The 17,256-nt window shown below is 41.4% G+C and carries 17 protein-coding genes; 12 read left to right on the plus strand and 5 right to left on the minus strand.

What is annotated here, in order from left to right; all coding sequences use genetic code 11:
* The first annotated feature begins 94 nt into the window (after nt 1-94).
* Nucleotides 95-496: an Ig-like domain-containing protein gene (locus LN995_RS15535; protein WP_229961998.1), complete on the plus strand. Its 402-nt coding sequence runs from the start codon at nt 95-97 to the stop codon at nt 494-496.
* Between the two features lie 83 nt (nt 497-579).
* Here LN995_RS15535 and LN995_RS15540 read toward each other — a convergent pair whose 3' ends face one another.
* The gene (locus LN995_RS15540; protein WP_229961999.1) at nt 580-3,018 is read right to left on the minus strand and encodes a type IA DNA topoisomerase; all 2,439 of its coding nucleotides are present in this window, start codon (nt 3,016-3,018) and stop codon (nt 580-582) included.
* Nucleotides 3,019-3,539: 521 nt separating this feature from the next.
* Here LN995_RS15540 and LN995_RS15545 point away from each other — a divergent pair.
* From LN995_RS15545 to LN995_RS15560, 4 genes are all read left to right on the plus strand, one after another.
* Entirely contained in the window at nt 3,540-4,325 is a 786-nt protein-coding gene (locus LN995_RS15545; protein ID WP_229962000.1) for a metallophosphoesterase family protein, read from the plus strand.
* Nucleotides 4,326-4,335: 10 nt separating this feature from the next.
* A complete protein-coding gene (locus tag LN995_RS15550) occupies nt 4,336-4,935 on the plus strand; it encodes a hypothetical protein (protein ID WP_229962001.1) in 600 nt (199 codons plus the stop codon).
* 26 nt (nt 4,936-4,961) lie between these two features.
* On the plus strand, nt 4,962-5,183 hold the full coding sequence (locus LN995_RS15555) for a DUF2905 domain-containing protein (protein WP_229962002.1): 222 nt from the start codon (nt 4,962-4,964) through the stop codon (nt 5,181-5,183).
* Between the two features lie 140 nt (nt 5,184-5,323).
* Entirely contained in the window at nt 5,324-6,112 is a 789-nt protein-coding gene (locus LN995_RS15560) for a YdcF family protein (RefSeq protein WP_229962003.1), read from the plus strand.
* A 113-nt stretch (nt 6,113-6,225) separates the two neighbouring features.
* Here the strand turns inward: LN995_RS15560 and LN995_RS15565 are convergent, their stop codons facing one another.
* The gene (locus tag LN995_RS15565) at nt 6,226-7,590 is read right to left on the minus strand and encodes an NAD-dependent succinate-semialdehyde dehydrogenase (protein ID WP_229962004.1); all 1,365 of its coding nucleotides are present in this window, start codon (nt 7,588-7,590) and stop codon (nt 6,226-6,228) included.
* A gap of 260 nt (nt 7,591-7,850) precedes the next feature.
* Between LN995_RS15565 and LN995_RS15570 the strand changes: the two genes are divergently transcribed.
* The 6 genes from LN995_RS15570 to LN995_RS15595 all read left to right on the plus strand — a co-directional run bounded on the left by LN995_RS15570 (nt 7,851) and on the right by LN995_RS15595 (nt 13,246).
* Nucleotides 7,851-8,186 (plus strand): arsenosugar biosynthesis-associated peroxidase-like protein, encoded by a 336-nt coding sequence (locus LN995_RS15570; protein WP_229962005.1) that lies wholly within the window; start codon nt 7,851-7,853, stop codon nt 8,184-8,186.
* A gap of 3 nt (nt 8,187-8,189) precedes the next feature.
* The gene (arsS, locus tag LN995_RS15575; protein WP_229962006.1) at nt 8,190-9,257 is read left to right on the plus strand and encodes an arsenosugar biosynthesis radical SAM (seleno)protein ArsS; all 1,068 of its coding nucleotides are present in this window, start codon (nt 8,190-8,192) and stop codon (nt 9,255-9,257) included.
* Nucleotides 9,258-9,294: 37 nt separating this feature from the next.
* Nucleotides 9,295-9,819 (plus strand): rhodanese-like domain-containing protein, encoded by a 525-nt coding sequence (locus LN995_RS15580; protein ID WP_229962007.1) that lies wholly within the window; start codon nt 9,295-9,297, stop codon nt 9,817-9,819.
* Entirely contained in the window at nt 9,806-10,402 is a 597-nt protein-coding gene (locus LN995_RS15585) for a TIGR04282 family arsenosugar biosynthesis glycosyltransferase (RefSeq protein ID WP_229962008.1), read from the plus strand. Before LN995_RS15580 ends, LN995_RS15585 begins: the two co-directional genes overlap by 14 nt.
* A 218-nt stretch (nt 10,403-10,620) precedes the next feature.
* Nucleotides 10,621-12,375, plus strand: coding sequence for a lysophospholipid acyltransferase family protein (locus LN995_RS15590; protein ID WP_229962009.1), 1,755 nt, complete (start codon nt 10,621-10,623; stop codon nt 12,373-12,375).
* 190 nt (nt 12,376-12,565) lie between these two features.
* On the plus strand, nt 12,566-13,246 hold the full coding sequence (locus LN995_RS15595) for a DUF2461 domain-containing protein (RefSeq protein ID WP_229962010.1): 681 nt from the start codon (nt 12,566-12,568) through the stop codon (nt 13,244-13,246).
* A gap of 9 nt (nt 13,247-13,255) precedes the next feature.
* Here LN995_RS15595 and LN995_RS15600 read toward each other — a convergent pair whose 3' ends face one another.
* Both LN995_RS15600 and LN995_RS15605 read right to left on the minus strand, forming a co-directional pair.
* Entirely contained in the window at nt 13,256-14,251 is a 996-nt protein-coding gene (locus LN995_RS15600; RefSeq protein WP_229962011.1) for a 2-hydroxyacid dehydrogenase, read from the minus strand.
* Nucleotides 14,252-14,388: 137 nt separating this feature from the next.
* Nucleotides 14,389-15,393: a universal stress protein gene (locus tag LN995_RS15605; protein ID WP_229962012.1), complete on the minus strand. Its 1,005-nt coding sequence runs from the start codon at nt 15,391-15,393 to the stop codon at nt 14,389-14,391.
* Nucleotides 15,394-15,798: 405 nt separating this feature from the next.
* On the opposite strand from LN995_RS15605, the gene LN995_RS15610 reads away from it, so the two are divergent.
* On the plus strand, nt 15,799-16,293 hold the full coding sequence (locus tag LN995_RS15610; protein ID WP_229962013.1) for a peroxiredoxin: 495 nt from the start codon (nt 15,799-15,801) through the stop codon (nt 16,291-16,293).
* A gap of 68 nt (nt 16,294-16,361) precedes the next feature.
* Here LN995_RS15610 and LN995_RS15615 read toward each other — a convergent pair whose 3' ends face one another.
* Nucleotides 16,362-16,952 (minus strand): hypothetical protein, encoded by a 591-nt coding sequence (locus tag LN995_RS15615; RefSeq protein ID WP_229962014.1) that lies wholly within the window; start codon nt 16,950-16,952, stop codon nt 16,362-16,364.
* Between the last annotated feature and the right edge of the window lie 304 nt (nt 16,953-17,256).

Here is a 17,256-nt window from a genome sequence, read left to right on the forward strand (position 1 = left end):
TTTGTACATTTGCTTGCTGTTGAAGAAGTAGTTCTTATTGACTAATCGAAGACTGTTTGAAAGATGCGCAATTATAACTTTTAGCCATAGTACAATGAAAACAAAAACGATGCTGGCTTTACTAGGGGCCATAGTAATGTTAACCTCCTGCGAAGAGCTTTTTGGAGATGATGATCTTAAGCCAGATGGTTCTAACCCAAGTTTAGTTATCAATACGCCGTCTACCAACCAAACTGTAAATGCTAGTCAGGGATTGCGCATCAACATTACAGGAACAGATAAAGATAATATAACAGATATTGCGTTTTCAGTTAAAGGAAGCGAAGATGAAGCTGATTTAGTGAAATTCAGTAAATTTCATGATAAAAGAGTAGTTGAGTTTGACACCACAGTTATGCTGAGTGATGTCAAACCAGGAGTTTATTCTTTGGTAATAGATGCCGTGGATAAGCGAACTAATCGTACTCAAAGAGAAGTGATGATAACAGTTAAGTGAATCCGATAACATAACTTTAGCCGCCCATATAGAGAGGGCCGCCATTACTTAATGGCGGCCCTCTCTATATGGCAGGTAGTGTATCAATTAAACTGATACACTACCTGCCACTGTTCATTTATGGTTAAGGCAGCATCAAAGGTTTTCCCTGACTGTTCAGATGTAAAGCCTTTTATTTTAGGAGTCTTGCCTTTCAAAAGGAGGGCCGTAACTTGTTTCTCAGTTAGCTGTTTTCCGCCTTTTTCGAACGGCACAACAAACTGGCAGCCTTCCCTGAACCTGCTACAGCCATAGGCAGACTTCCCTTTCAGTAATTTGCCCTGCTTGCAACGAGGGCAACTTTCAAAAGGATCTACTTTAGGCGCAGCTTCTGCCTTCTCCACTATCAGTTGGTTAGACGTATTCAGCCTTATAGTTGCCTTAAAATCTTCTCCATTATCAGCCTTAAAGCCTTTTATTTTACCTGACTTGCCTTTACTAAGAAGAGCTTCCACCTGTTTTTCACTCAGTTGTTTACCTTGCAGCTCAATAGGTATAAGAAAGCGGCAACCTTCTTTGTAGCGAATACAACCAAATGCTTTAGACCCTTTTAATATATAACCTTCTTTACAGGCTGGGCATGGGCCAAGTCCTTTTTTAGCAGGGCTGGTAGCTTTGCCTTGGCTTTGGGCTTTCTTAACAGGCTTGCCAGCTTGCTCTGTTTCCTGTTGTGGCTCTAAAGTAACTGTGGCTCTGTCGTACTTTACTTCCTGCACAAGGTCCATAACAAAGCGCTGCAGCTCCTGTAAAAAGGCATCGGCCTTAAATTCTCCTCCCTCAATCTGGCGTAGCTTGCGTTCCCACTGCCCGGTCATCTCAGCAGATTTAAGTGTCTGGTTCTTTATAACGCCTATCAGGTCTATGCCCATGGGGGTGGGTACTATTTTCTTTTTCTCCTTCCGGATGTATTGGCGTCTGAAAAGAGTTTCTATAATGGCTGCCCGAGTGGAGGGTCTGCCAATGCCATTTTCTTTCAGCGCGTCTTTCAGTTCCTCGTCTTCCACCTGCCTGCCTGCCGTTTCCATAGCACGAAGTAACGTTGCCTCGGTATATTCTTTAGGAGGATTCGTCATCTTTTTATCCAGTAAAGGAGTGTGCGGCCCATGCTCTCCAATATCGAAGTGAGGTAATACACCTGATGCCTCTTCTTCGTCTTTGCTTTCCCCTTCTTTGCCTGTTCCTTCTGACTTAGCTTCATCGGCACCATATATTACGCGCCAACCTGGTTCCAGTATCTGCTTGCCCTTTACCCGGAAAGCATAACCAGCAGAATCGGCCATTACGGTGGTATTACTTACTATACAATCCGGGTAAAAGGCTGCAATAAAGCGACGTGTAATAATGTCGTACACATCTGCTTCGCGACCATACAAGCTATTAGCAGCTGCACCTGTCGGTATAATAGCATGGTGGTCGGTAACTTTGTTGTTATTAAAGACCTTTTTTGTCTTTCTTATTTTGTTTTGCAGCAGTGATGATATTTCTTGGCTGTAGTTGCTTAAGCCCTGCAATATGCCCGGAATCTTAGGGTAAATATCATCAGGCAGAAAGACGGTGTCTACACGAGGATAAGAAATAACTTTTTTTTCGTAAAGACTTTGCACCGTTTTCAGGGTTTCGTCAGCAGAAAGGCTGAGTTTATTGTTGCACTCAATCTGCAGCGAGGTAAGGTCGAAAAGTTTTGGCGGAGACTCTGTGCCTTTTTTGGTGTCAACATCTGTAATAGTTAACTCTGCCTCCTTTATCGCCTCCATTATTTTCTGCGCCTCTTCTTCCTTTTGAAAGCGGCCATTAGTACTGGAGAAGGTAGTTTCGCGGTAAATGGTTTTAAGCTCCCAGTAAGGTTGCGGTACAAAGTTTACAATCTCATGGTGCCGGTTTACAATCATTGCCAACGTGGGTGTCTGTACCCGGCCAATGGATAAGGTTTGGCGCCCCTGGGCATACTTTAATGTAAAAAGGCGTGTAGCATTCAGGCCCAGTAGCCAGTCGCCTATAGCACGGCTTTTGCCAGCCTGGTAAAGTGTGTCAAACTCAGAGCCCTCACGCAGTTGAGCAAAGCCCTGTCGAATAGATTCTTCTGTAAGGGAAGATATCCAAAGGCGTTTAAAAGGCCTTCTGAACTTAGCTTCCGTAAGTACCCAGCGCTGTATTACTTCTCCTTCCTGGCCTGCGTCACCGCAATTAATAACCTCCTCAGCATTGTCCAAAAGTTTTTTGATGATTTTAAACTGCTGCTCTACACCTTTGTCCTTTAAAAGCTTAATGCCATACTGCTCTGGTAACATAGGCAGATCGTAGAGGCTCCAGCGCTTCCACTCAGGGCGGTAATCATCTGGTTCGCGAAGCTGGCAGAAGTGGCCAAAGGTCCAGGTTACCTGATAGCCATTGCCTTCGTAATAGCCGTCTTTCTTTGTTTTGGCACCAATTACCATGGCTATCTCACGGGCTACACTTGGTTTTTCAGCAATGCAAACTTTCAAGGTATCTTATGTTTAATAATTACTACAGCATTCAAATTTACAGCTTTCAGCCTATAATTCCGAACCTTTATTAAGCTTGATAAACAAGGTAGGCAGCAAAATAATGAACAGGTTTTAGATGAAGCATGCTGCTATAGCTTATATAGTGTTACCTTAATTTATTATATTTGCATATAATGTTTAAACATTGTTTACTGGTGGTCTGTATAAACAGGGTAAAAGATTGGGTAAAGTTTTAGTACTAAGTTATTAGTAACACAAGTAATGCAACCAATTTTGGGCAACAGGAATCTTCAACACTGAAACCTAGCCATGGTAACGTAGAGGAAAATGATAAAGAAGTGTGTTTTAAAATAACAGTATTAAAGCTTTATACATTTTGTAAAACACATAACGCCCCATTATAACGCTAACTAAATAAACAATTCTGTCGAGATTCTGTATTTAATACTAGCAGATGAAAAAAGGAGAGAGGAGAATGATGATATATGAAAACAATTCTATACTGCCGAAAACTTTTAATGGCATTCTTTTTACTTGTCTTATTAGCTTTACAAGCTTGTGATAAGTTTGAGTACAGCCCCTATGAAGTTCGCTTAGATAAAAATGAGAGGGATGTTAATAACCGGAGTATTGAAAGAATTAAAGCTCTTAATATATCTCCTTCTGATACACTGCGTTTTGTGCTGACTGCTGATGTACAGGGCTTTTACTCAGATGATGACGATTTAGTTGACGCTCTTAACAAGCGCAATGATATAGCATTTGTTTTGCTAGGTGGTGATATTACAGATTTCGGGCTTTTGAAAGAGTTTAAGTGGATATACCAAAGCTTTGAAAGGATGAAAGTACCTTATGTAGCCGTTATCGGAAACCATGATGCAACGAACAACGGAAAGCAGGTTTATGAGGCTATGTACGGGGACTTTAATTTTAGCTTTACAGTTGCTGATCGCAAATTTATTTTCCTGAATACAAACTACCTGGAATTTGATAAAAATGCCCCGGATCTTGAGTGGCTGGAGAGTGAATTAGCAGATGCTTCTTCTTACCTTAATACGTTTGTTGTTTCACATATACCGCCTACCAACGTTGAGTTTGGCGCAGATAAAGCAACGGAATATGAGAACTTATTAGAACAACATAATGTGAGCATGTCTATACATGGCCACAACCACAACTATGACTACTATAAGGTGAAAGAGGGAGGGGTGGATCATTTGAATGTGTCTACTACAAGTAAGCGGGAGTATATTGTGATGAACGTTATAGGAAAAGACGTTCAGTTTGAGCGTGTAAACTTTTGAAGCCCCAGCGATGAACGTTAAATTGTTACTGCTCTTGCTGTTGAGTTTGCCGTTGTCTGGCAGGAGTCAAAGCGCTGAAGATAGCCTGAATCATAAAAGGGCATGGTATGTGCCTGAGGGGGTAGTGGTACAGCATGCCGGTAATATGGGCTTTTTGGCTGTAGGGCCAAGCTATGATCTATTCAGCAAAAAGGTTACAGCAGACATTCTTTACGGGTTTGTTCCCAAGTACCAGGCAAAAGAGGTGCTGCATCTGGCTACCTTAAAGCTAACCTACCTACCATACAAAATTAATATTGGAGAAGATTATAGCGTTACTCCTTTAAGAGTTGGCCTGGGCGCAAGCGTTTATTTTAATGATCAGCTGTCTCTTAATTGGGCAGAAGATTATCCGAGGGGATATTACTGGTGGTCTGAAGCAGTGCGTGTACTAGGCTTTGCCGGTGCCTCTGTAAATCGTGATTTTGGTAACGATATGTTTCTAAAAAGGCTTAGTCTTTATGGCGAGGTGGGTACATATGATCTTATTGTAACCTCATGGATAAGAGATAAGTCTATTAAGTTTGGTGATATTTTAAGTCTCTCCGTTGGAGTGAGAGCTAGCTTTTAGAGCTAAATACTAAAGTTAAAAAGCCCATGCAGCCAATAGGTAAGACAATTGTGGTAGTAGGTGTTGTACTGGTAGTGCTTGGCCTTATCGTGTGGCTGGCCGGAGACAAGTTTAGCTGGTTTGGACAGTTGCCAGGGGATATCCGGGTTGAGAAAAAGAACGCTCGCTTTTATGCTCCTATAACCAGTATGCTGCTTCTCAGTATTTTGTTGTCTCTGCTAATGTGGGTTTTTCGTAAGTTCTTTTAGCATAGCAACCTTTATTTTTTAGCTTTGACTTAGCTTACTAACTTGTTGCCTCCAACGCAGGTTTCTATCATGCCTCGAAAATTGAAGCTGCATAAGGATGTAATTTCTGTTTTGGTGATGGTAATAGTGTTCCTGTTGCTTTGGATTTTATTTTGATCCGCTACATGTTTTACATACTTTCTAAAACTCTTCATTTCCTGCTAATGCCTTTACTATGGGTGTTAGTTTTGCTTTTATTGGCCCTTTTCCTTAAATCACCTGAAAAGAAGCGTGGCTGTTTAGTGTCGGCTGTAGCGTTGTTACTAGTGCTTTCAAATCCTTTTTTAGCGAATGAAGCCTGGCGCGCCTGGGAGGTTGAAGCAACGCCTGTAAGCGACGTAGATAATTATGATGCTGCCATTATTCTATCGGGTGTGACCTCTTTTAGAGAGGATATTCCAGATCGTGTACATACGTATAAAGGTGCTGACCGCTTTCTGCACCCTTTACAGCTATACCGAATGGACAAAGTGCAGAAACTTATTATTTCTGGTGGCCACGGTTTAGTATTAGGAGAGGGGATTCCGGAGTCGGAGCAAATTGAGAAAGTACTGCTGATGGCTGGTGTGCCGGAAGAAGATGTCATAACAGAAGTTAACAGCCGTAATACCCACGAAAATGCAGTAAATACTAAAGAACTGCTTATGCAGCATCCGGAGCTTAAAAAGTTGTTATTGGTAACCTCTGCTTTTCACATGCGACGCGCAGCTGGCTGTTTCGAAAAAGCAGGTGTTGCAACCGACCATTTCAGCACTGACTTTTACTCTTATGAAAGAAGGTTTACCCCGGATGAAACTATTATACCAAGTGCAGATGCACTTCATTCATGGCAACGCCTTATCCATGAAATCTCTGGTTATATAATATATAAAATATTAGGGTACTGCTGATGTGGTTAGTTATAGTCATCATGCAGGGCTGCCAACCCGGAAAGAACTGAAAACCCTACATGATGACTATTTAAGTTTTCTTCATTTATTTTGATAGCCAAATCCAGGCGTTTTTACCCAATCCAGATACTCTTCTGATTTACAAACTCCCGTATACCGAGGTAAGATAGTTCACGGCCATAGCCAGACTTTTTGATACCTCCAAAAGGAACTTCCGGAGAGGAGGCAACCATTGCATTAACGAACATGGCTCCGGTCTCCACCTGTCGGGCTACACGCAGGCCGCGTTCTTTGTCTCTGGTCCATACTGCGCCAGCAAGGCCATAGCGGTTGTCGTTCGCAATTTTGATGGCTTCGTCTTCGTCTTTTGCCACCATTATAGCAGCAACAGGGCCAAACATCTCCTCATCATAAGCAGGCATACCTGGTTTTACATCTCTTAAAATCATTGGCTTAAAATAAGCACTGTCCTTATTTACATGCCCGCCGTCCAGCACTACAGTAGCTCCTTTTTTGATAGACTGATCTACTTGCTTTTGCAGTTCTTCGGCAAGGTCTTTACGTGCCAATGGGCCATAGTCGCATTCTTCTTCTAGTGGGTTGCCGGTACGGAGGCTGGCCATTTTATCTTTCATTTTTTGCAGGAATGTATCTGCTACACTCTCCACCACAATAAAGCGTTTGGCTGCAATACAGCTTTGCCCGGTGTTTATCATACGCGCTCTTACGGCAAACTCAGCGGCTTCTTCTATATCAGCATCTTCCAGCACTATAAACGGATCGCTTCCGCCTAGCTCCAGCACCGTTTTCTTTATTTGCTGTCCGGCTTTCTCCGCTATTTTAGATCCGGCCCCTTCACTGCCAGTTAATGTAACAGCTCTTACCAGCGGATGTTCAATAACGGCATTTACTTCTTTTGAGCCAATTAGCAGTGTTTGAAACACATCATCAGGAAAACCTGCTTCTCTAACGATTTCCTCAATAGCCAAAGCGCACTGAGGTACATTAGAAGCATGCTTTAGTACTCCTACGTTTCCTGCCATCAGGGCCGGTGCCAGAAAACGGTAAGCCTGCCAGAAAGGGAAGTTCCAGGGCATAACAGCCAGAATAATACCCAGGGGCTCATAGGAGATAAGGCTTCTCGATGCTGCTGAATTTATTTCTTCGTCTTTCATAAATTCAGCAGCGCTGTCGGCATAATAGCGGCATACCAGCGCACACTTCTTTATCTCTGCAATCGCATCTTTTAAGGGCTTACCCATCTCCAGAGATATGATTCTCCCATATTTTTCTGCTCCCTTTTCCAAAACTTCGGCCTGCTTGTTCATGTGCTTTGCTCTTTTATCAAAACTGACCTTTCGCCAGCTCTGGAAAGCCTTATCAGCGGCTTCAATTTTACGTTGTACCTCCTCGGTAGTGTCTGGTTCAAAGGTTTTTATCAACTCGTTTGTAGCGGGATTTCTTGTTTCTATAGCCATTTTGCTAATAGTTGGTTATGGTATAAATATACATAAAGCCTCTTATACGTGCTTTTAAGCATGTTTATACACTAAGTTTGGTACTTGTTTAAAACCTTTTTTAGATAAAAAGGTTAGAAGATAGTTATATTAACATTCGTGCTTTTGATCTTTCTGGTTCTAAAAGCTGACCAACACTTGAAGCTATCTTGGCTTTGCATTATCAGCATAAGCATCAATATCAATGTTCTTTTCAAACATCATCAAGTACTAACAAGATTATGGAGAATTCATACTACAACCCGGCAGACCTGGCTAAGTTTGGTAACGTAACCGAGTTTCAGCCTGAAATGGGCCGTAAGTTTTTTGATTATTATGGAGAAGTATTCAAAGAAGGGGCGTTAACCGAACGTGAAAAAGCATTGATAGCCCTGGCTGTGGCGCATGCCGTTCAGTGCCCATATTGTATTGATGCCTATAGCACAGATTGCCTGCAGAAAGGTGCTGACGAAACACAGATGATGGAAGCTGTGCATGTAGCTGCGGCCATAAAAGGTGGTGCTGCCTTAGTGCATGGCGTGCAGATGATGAATAAAGTGAAAGAGTTATCTATGTAGCCTATGGCCTCTACGGTAAAATCACTCAAGAACCAACACCATCAGTTTGCTGACCCTTTTTATCAGTTACAAGTGCTGCAGCAGCCTGTAAAGCAAGGAGAAACTTTTCCTGCTTTTGCAGAACAGTTGCTGGAGCATGGGCTGTATCCGTTGCAGCCTACAGGTACCACTATTCTACAGGTTAATGTAGGCAAAATGTGTAACCAGACCTGCAAGCATTGCCATGTAGATGCCGGGCCGGATCGTAAAGAGATTATGACACGGGAAACAATGCAGCATTGCCTTGCTGCTTTAGATAATTCCCCACAGATTACGACCGTAGATCTGACAGGCGGTGCCCCCGAAATGAACCCGGATTTCAGGTGGTTTGTACAGGAGATATGTAAGCGAGGCAGGCAGGTTATAGTGCGCTGTAATCTTACTATTATTTTGGCTAATAAAAAGTACTACAACCTGCCTGAGTTCTTTAAAGAGCATCGGGTACATATAGTATCTTCATTACCATATTTTCAGGCTTCCCGCACCGATGCACAACGTGGCGATGGAGTGTTTGAGAAGTCTATAAAAGCTTTGCTGATGCTGAATGAGGCAGGCTACGGACAGGAAAATAGCGGTCTGATGCTGGACCTGGTATACAATCCGTCAGGTGCTTTTTTACCAAGCGGGCAGAAATCATTGGAGGCTGAATTTAAGCGCAGACTGAAGAATGGCTACGGAATAGAATTTAATAATTTATTTTGTATCACAAATCTTCCAATTAGTCGTTACTTAGATTACCTGGTTAATAGTGGCAATTACCAAAATTACATGCAAAAATTAGTGGATGCCTTCAACCCTGCTGCTGCAAATAACGTTATGTGTCGTAACACCCTCTCTGTCGGGTGGGATGGCTACCTATATGACTGTGACTTCAACCAGATGTTGGAGTTGAAAGTAGAACGTGATAGGCCACAGCATATTAACCAGTTTAATATTAAACAACTGGATGACAGGAACATTGTTTTAAACCAGCACTGCTACGGCTGTACTGCTGGTGCAGGTTCTAGCTGTGGTGGTGAAACGGTGAAGTGAAATATCTGGGTACAATAAAATAGCTTGTTCTTTTATAATGATGCGCAGAAAAGTATATATAACTGCCGCTTTTTGTTGGTTCCTGCTGCTCCATCTTTTTGGTCAGGGAACAGGGAAAGCCTATGCTTTAGCGCTTAAGGGGATGTACAGAAACACGGTTCAGCAAATAAAGTCAGCTGATCTGATGAAAATGATGCAGCGGCATGAACAAATGCTGCTATTGGATGCTCGAACCTTAAATGAGCATAAAGTCAGTCACATTCCCGGCGCTTACCATGCTGAATACAACAAGTTAGATCTAAAAGAATTCAAAGCAATACCAAAAGATACGCCCATTGTAGTTTATTGCTCTACAGGTTCTCGGGGCGAGCGCCTGGGAGAGAAACTCCAGAAAGCAGGCTACAGGAATGTGTACAACCTCTACGGCGGCATCTTTGAGTGGGTAAACCAAGGTTTTCCTGTGTTCGACCATTTAGGTAAAACCACCAGAGTGCATGCCCATTCCCTCAGTTGGGGAATGTGGCTGCACGAAGGCGAAAAAACATTTCATGAAGCAGCCTGAGTTGCTGATACTCTTCGTTCGTAACCCCGAATTAGGGAAAGTGAAAACCCGCCTGGCAGCTTCAGTAGGTCCGATAGCTGCTCTGAATATTTATGTACGCTTGCTTAAGCACACTTTATTAGCTACGCAGCACCTTACAGCTGAAAAAGTAGTTTACTACTCTGATAAAGTTGAGACAGATGACTTATGGCCAGATGAAAAATATCAGAAAAAGCTGCAACCAACAGGCGATTTAGGTGATAAAATGTCTGCTGCCTTTGCTGCTGCTTTTGCCGAAGGCTATTCTTCTGTCGTTATTATTGGTAGCGATTGCCAGCAGTTAACGCAGAAGATAGTAGAACTGGCTTTCCGGAAGCTGCAGGAGCATGATGTAGTAATAGGCCCTGCCCTAGATGGTGGATACTACCTTTTAGGTATGCGGCACTATTATCCGAAGCTCTTTCGTGATAAGCGATGGAGCTCCGCACATGTTTTTCCTGATACAGTACAGGATGTTGAAGAACTAAACCTTTCTTATGCGCTATTGCCTCTTCTTTCGGATTTAGATTATATAGAAGACCTGGATGTAAATCTTTTGCACTGACTGTGCTTAACCATAAATAGTGCAATTTTAAAGAGGAGTACTGTCGAGGGTCTTTTAGCTTTTATAAGGATGGAGAACCCTCTTTTTTTACACCCAGATACTTCTGCACATAAACCTACCGGTAATTTTATCATAACATAACATCCAATTAACGTGCAGGTAATACTGCATTTATATTTTTACTTTCGATAAAAAAGATTTTAAAGTGAAAGTGGGGTATGGAGATAATTACCAACCAGCAGCAATTTACATCAGCGTCTCTCAGTAAGCTAAAAGCAACATATTTGTCACCATTACTGATGCAGTTTCTTAAGTTAAAGGATTTAAATCAGTTGTATAGTACAATTAATGCTTATGAAGGATTACAGTTTGTTGATGAAGTATTAAACCAGTTTGACATTAAGCTGGATGTTCACCCCCATGATTTAGCGAATATTCCCGCAACAGGTGGTTTTATTACCGTAGCTAACCATCCTTATGGTACACTGGATGGCCTTATCTTGATGAAACTGTTTGCCCACACCCGTCCCGACTTTAAGATAATGGCCAACCACCAGCTTATGCAAGTGTCTAACTTGCATAAGCTGCTTGTTTCGGTTAATCCCCTTAAGCAACAACATCTAGACAGCAGTATAAGTAGCCTGGAAGAGTCGCTAAGGCAATTGCAAAACGATATGCCATTGGGCATATTCCCGGCAGGTGAACCAGCAAGCTATAAAGCCGGAGCATCACAGGCAGCAGACTCACAATGGCATAGTTCCATAGAGCATCTTATTCATAAGGCGAAAGTTCATGTAATTCCTGTGTACATAAGCGGCGATACCAGCTTATCATCTAGTATGTTAGGCTACTTGAATCCTTTGCTGCGTACAGCCCAGTTACCCGCTCAACTCATGAGCAAGAAAGGTAAAACAATTAAAGTGCATATTGGGGAGCCAATAGCTTATAATAAGCTACACGCTTTTCCTGAAAACCAACTGTTGGAATACGTAAGGGCTAAAACATACGCATTAGGCAAAGATTTTAATAAGGAGCAAGCCAACGTATTGCAACAGCTTGAGAGTTATACTGTTCCTGAAGTTGTTGTAGCAGAGATAGATAAAAAAGTTATATTAAAGGAATTGTCTTTACTGCCTGAGTCAGCGAAGCTATTTGTACATCAGAATATGGAGGTGTATATCGCTAGCCAGGAACAGGCACCTAACATAGTACAGGAACTGGGGCGTTTGCGAGAGCTAAGCTTAAGAGCTATAGGAGAGGGCACTAACAAGGCTATAGATCAGGATGAGTATGATGCTTATTACCAGCACCTCTTCTTGTATGATCGTGATGCGCGGCTTATAGTAGGTGCTTACAGGTTAGGCAAAGGTAAGTCTATCTACAAAAAGTATGGTAAACAAGGCTTCTATTTGCATTCTCTGTTTAAGATGAAAGACAAATTAGTGCCTACACTTAAGGCGTCAGTAGAGATAGGGCGCTCTTTTGTAAGAGAGGAATATGTGTCGGAGCCGTTGCCTTTGCTGTTACTCTGGAAAGGAATAACTACTTATCTGGAGAAGCGCCCGTCTTACCGGTACTTGATTGGTTCAGTTAACATCAGCAATACTTTTACTAACACATCTAAAATGCAGTTGGTTGATTTGATTACTTCTCATTTCTACGACCTGAAGTTGGCTAAGTATGTGCAGACCCGTAAAAGTTTCAGGTACAGACTCTGTAAAGAGCACTACGAGAAGATGCTCTTCCAGCAAAAGCCTTTCACTAAAGATTTACTGGAAAAGCTAATGGCAGACATAGATATTGAACATACTACAATATCGTTGCCCGTAAAAAAATACCTAAAGTATAATGCACGGATTATTGGTTTTAACATGGATCCTAAACTTTCTAATTCCCTACATGGGTTTATGGTGATGGATATAGGAGCCATGCCTGCCATTATTACTAAAATGCTGCAGCAATACACCACATAGCCTGCCACTTCTAATATAAAAACAGACTAAGGATAAGTCCAGGTCTTGTAGCCCCGCTAAATTTGGTATTTAGCGGGGCTGTTTTGTTAAAGCCTTTTTAGATTTTAATAGCTATGGAGTTTCTTCATTCCAGGGATTTGCTGTAGATTAGACCTTGAATAAATGTGACACTGTAAAGGACACAAAGCCAATGCCTGCGACTATAGCCAATACTACACTTACTTTTCTGGCGGATTTAACTCAGTACAATACCCGCGAATGGTTTAATGAGCATAAAAAGCAGTATGAGGCAGCCCGGAAAAACTACATCTCTTTTTTAGATGATTTGCTGGAACACATGCAGCCATTTGAACCAATAGCCATAGGCCAGAAAGGAAAGGATTTAATATTCCGCATTTACCGTGATGTACGTTTCTCTAATGATAAGCGCCCTTACAAAGATCATTTCGGAGCTTATATAGCAGAGGGTGGCAGAAAGTCTATCAATCCTGGATATTATCTGCACCTGGCGGGCAACAATAACTCTTTTGTGGCTGGCGGGTTGTGGTTTCCTCCATCGGAGCAACTGAAGGCTGTGCGTCAGGAGATAGATTATAATCTAGATGAGTTTAAAGGCATAGTAGCCTCATCAGACTTTCAGGCAAAGTTCGGGGGTGTGTCTGGAGAGCAACTGAAGACTACTCCCAAAGGATATGATAAAGAAAATCCGGCTATAGAATATCTGCGCTATAAAAGCTGGAACGCAGTTATGCCACTCCAAGACGAAGTCGTATTAAGCAACGGCTTTATGGATGTTGTACTAGATGCCTTTAAAAGTATAAAGCCCTTTAATGAATTCCTGATGAACCCGTTGCGGGATTTGGAAGCATAAGAATAAGCTTTAGCTGCAGACTATCTCATTTTTTAGCTCCAGTTTGTTTTTATAGTCTTCGATGTTCTGTAGGGTAATTTCCGCTATATTCTGTAAGGCATTGCTGGTGAAGAAAGCCTGGTGGCCCGTTATCAGCACATTGTTAAAAGAGAGCAGGCGCATAAAAACATCATCCTGAATCACTTTGTTAGATAGGTCCTCAAAAAATAAGTCTGATTCCTCCTCATAAACATCCAACCCAAGGTAGCTGATATGCTCATGCTTAAGGCCTTCGATTACGGCTTTAGTATCTATCAATGCTCCCCGGCTTGTATTGATCAGCATCACACCTTTTTTCATCTTTTTAATTGAGTCTGGATTAATGATGTGATAGGTGCCCGGGGTAAGCGGGCAGTGAAGAGAGACAATGTCTGATTGAGCATATAAATCATCCGGTGTAGTGAACTCAATTCCTATACTCGCTGCTTCTTTCGGTTCAGCTATGTCGTAGCCCAATACACGACAGCCAAAGCCTTTTAATATTCTGGCAGTACATAAACCAATTTTACCTAATCCTATCAGGCCTACAGTTTTGTTATGCAAGTCAAAGCCAAGCAGTCCGTTTAAAGAAAAGTTACCTTCTTTTACCAGGTTATAAGCGCGGTGCGTTTTCCTGTTTAGCGTCAGGATTAAGGCAATGGTATGCTCGGCTACCGAATAGGGTGAGTAAGCCGGCACCCGCACCACTTTTATACCCAGTTCTTGCGCTGCTTTCAGATCTATGTTATTATAGCCGGCACAACGTAAAGCAATCAAGCCGACACCCTGATTGGCTAATTCCTGTAACTCATCTGCACTGATAAGGTCATTTACAAAAACACAAGCTACATTATAACCTTTGGCTAACACAGCGGTGCTTTTGGTAAGTGGAGCCTCCAGAAATTTTATCGTAAATCCGAATTTTTCATTGGCTGCGTTGAAGAACTGCTGATCATAGGCTTTAGCACTGAAAAATATAACTCTCATATTGGGACAAACTGATTATGAGTTTGAAAACTGGTTTTAAATAAAACTATAAGTCTACATGGTTCGAGTGCCTGTTCTGCTTTATAAAGGCGTTCTGGCTAAGGAGGCTTATGATTTCAGACTTCTGATTTAAGTAGTTAAACTTGTTCTTCTGCTAAATGTTCTGGTGTGGCAGTAGCTTTACGAGTTTCTAAGCTGGGTAAAGCTAAAAGAGGGATAAAGACCTGCTTTGTAATTCGTTTTGTTACACTTTGGTTCAGTAACCTGTCCAGGAAAGTGTGCCTCTGGGGGGCCAGTACCAGCAAATCAGCATATTGGTCCTGAACAAACTGCTGAATACCTTCTGCGATGCCTTTTCTGTGCTGGAAGAAAACTTCAAAGTCGACGTTGTAAAGGAGTTGATCTAACTCTTTCAAAGTTGCTAAAGCTTTGTTTTGCTCGGCTTCATTTAAACCCTCTTTAAAAATGTGTAAAACCTGTAACTTAGCCTTAAAATCTTGCACAAAGCCGCGCAGCCAGTTAAGAGCATTAGAACCAGGAAACTGATTTAAATCTGCTGCAAGAACAACAGATTTAATACTTCCGAATGGCCAGCTTTGCGGTACTGCCAGTACAGGTACTTTTGTTTCCTGCATAACGGCAATGGTAGTACGGCCAAGAAATGCATTGCTTGTCGCTCCTTCGCCGCGCATCCCCATGATAACTAAATCAGCTTTGTAAGCTTCAGTTGCTTTTAAAATCTGATCAAAAGCCACTCCAAACTTAGCGACACATATAGGCTCTACAGCTGTTGCGTAAGCAGGTACATGACCAATTTTAACTGTATGAAATTTGCTTTCTAATTCAGGGAGTATAGTACTCTTATCAGCTACTGCACCTCCAGTGCTATTAAACTGAAGGGCGAAATCTGTGTAAACAGATTGTCTGATCTTATTTGCATAAGCCTCCAGCTCTTTTGTTTTCTCCTGCTCAAGCTTTGGAATGACTGTATCAACATAGAAGGCATCGTAAAGCTCCAGAGGCTGATGAAAAGCATGGAAGAGCACAACTTTTGCATTGATCACTCTGGCAACTTCCTGTGCATATAACAGCGTATTACCTGCATATTCTGAAAAATCAGTAGGTACTAAAATAGTTTTCATGATTGCTGACTTGATAAATCTTAATGAACAAGTTAAAGCTACGTCTGTTTATTCTTGTAAAGAATGATAGCCATCAGTCGGATTAGTGACCTTTATCAACTTTTATTAGAGAATGTTAACTATTGGGTTTGTTGGGTGTGTTAAAGGCAAGTTAGGTAGTTTAAACCCATTAAATATCGCCTTAGAAGCTGTTAGAGCAAGATCTGATAACCTCTTTTTACGCAAAAAGTAAAAGTAGTTTTGGAAGCGTCGCTTCGTAAGACACTTTTGATTCATTATAAATATGGTCTGCTGTTAAGAAATAGTAATATATTTTTTAAGATTTAGTCAAGAGTTGATTACTTTTGCGTCGAACTTTTTTCTTAACAGTATTGGTTGTAAGTAAGGTAGAAAGAATAAGTTAACATGAGTGAGGAAACAATAAAGGTTGGGGACAAGGCGCCAGACTTTGAGTTGGAACGACAGGATGGTGGCCGATTCCGTTTGTATGAACTGCTGAAAGAAAAGAAAAAGAATGTTGTGCTGTATTTCTATCCTAAAGACAGTACTCCTGGTTGTACCAAGCAGGCCTGCGGATTCCGAAATCAGTATGAGCTTTTTAAAGAAAATGGCGCAGAAGTAGTAGGAATAAGCTCCGACAGTGTAGAGTCTCATCAGAAGTTTGAAAGGATACATCATTTACCTTTTACACTGTTGAGCGACAGAGGAAGCCAGATTCGTAAAATCTATGGGGTACCACGCAGATTAGGTTTGTTACCTGGCCGCGTAACCTATATTATAGATAGAAATGCCACAGTAAGGTATATCTTTAACTCAGTATCTAAACCACTGGAACATGTTAATATAGCCTTAGATGTGTTGCAGGAACTTCAGCAGGAAGAAGAAGTTGTATGTAATTAAGTGTAAAAAGAGTTTCAAAATAATAAGGGCAGGTGCAAAAGCACATGCCCTTATTATTTTGAAAGAGCTTAACCGTTGCTTCTTCTTTTATAGGTGACAAGTTGTAGCTTTCTTCCATCATAAAAGTCAATGCTGATAAAGCCTTTTTCTTTGCTATAAAGCAAGCGCTTGATACCAGTGTCTTTTGTGCTGTCGGAGTTTATTTCATATACATTGTTATAGTCTTGTCCATTAACGTTAAGCGTGTTATAGGTAGGAGTTGTTTCTTCAATTTTCCAGGTGTCATTTCCCTCAACTGCCAGCTTAACAGTTAAGCTATCCGGCCTTCTCAGTATGTAAGTGCCTAAGCCCGGTTTAGCATTTTTTACATCTTGTATAATACTGCCTACCTGCACATCCATCTTATCAACACATTCATCTGTAGCTTCATAACCTTCAGCAGGAATATTTTCAGAAGTCAGTAGTGTGTGAACGTATGTTAAAGTTTGGCCTGCTTCATTTTCAAAGAGAATGGTATCTCCCTGGTCGTAAACCAGCCACCGTTCATCTTCTTCCGATACAAAGGTTACAGAAGATGTCTCACAACTGTCGCAGGAAGTACAAATAATTATGCTACAGCATATAAGAAGCAAAGCTTTCAAACAAGAAAGTACCTTCATAAAATACTAAGGTTTTTAATGATGTTGGATAGCATAACGTATAAATTCGTAGAGTAGGTATTAAAAATTTCGTGCTCGCTGTAGTTTATTATAAAAAGCTATTTAATAAAGAATATAATTAGGGTATCTGTATGATTACTATCGCTAATTAAATGCCTGTAAATGAATTCTAGCTGATAACTTTTCAACCTTAAACTGTGTTTGTGAAAGTACTTTACTAGCGTAATATGATAATAAAAAAGCTGCCCCTGAAACGCTTTTATCAGCACTATCAGGGGCAGCCTTTTTCTAGCTGTTATTGGTA

The sequence above is a fragment of the Pontibacter silvestris genome, from assembly GCF_020907275.1.
GTDB classification, from domain to species: domain Bacteria; phylum Bacteroidota; class Bacteroidia; order Cytophagales; family Hymenobacteraceae; genus Pontibacter; species Pontibacter silvestris.